General features: G+C 43.5%; 1 protein-coding gene. It reads right to left on the reverse strand.

Annotated elements, in window-relative coordinates; translation table 11 throughout:
* The coding region (locus tag AC1M9K_RS14685; RefSeq protein ID WP_481589665.1) for a GA-like domain-containing protein at positions 1 to 223 on the reverse strand (223 nt) is incomplete at both ends.

Genomic DNA, 223 nt, shown 5'->3' on the forward strand with positions numbered 1-223 from the left:
CCTCTACTGCCTCTGTCGCTTCTTCAAGTGCTGCAACTGCATCATCCACACCATCTTCGTTTTCATCATTTACTGCTGGTAAAGTGATATCAACCAGATCATTTAAACGACTTTGTAGCGCATCTTTTTCTGTTTGTACTGCCTCAGGTAACGCTGTCACTTTTGTTTGTGCTTCTGTTTTCGCAGCAAGTGCATCATCACGTGCTTTAGTCAGTGCAGTAAG

The sequence above is a fragment of the Acinetobacter sp. 24-47-67 genome (genome assembly GCF_056779735.1).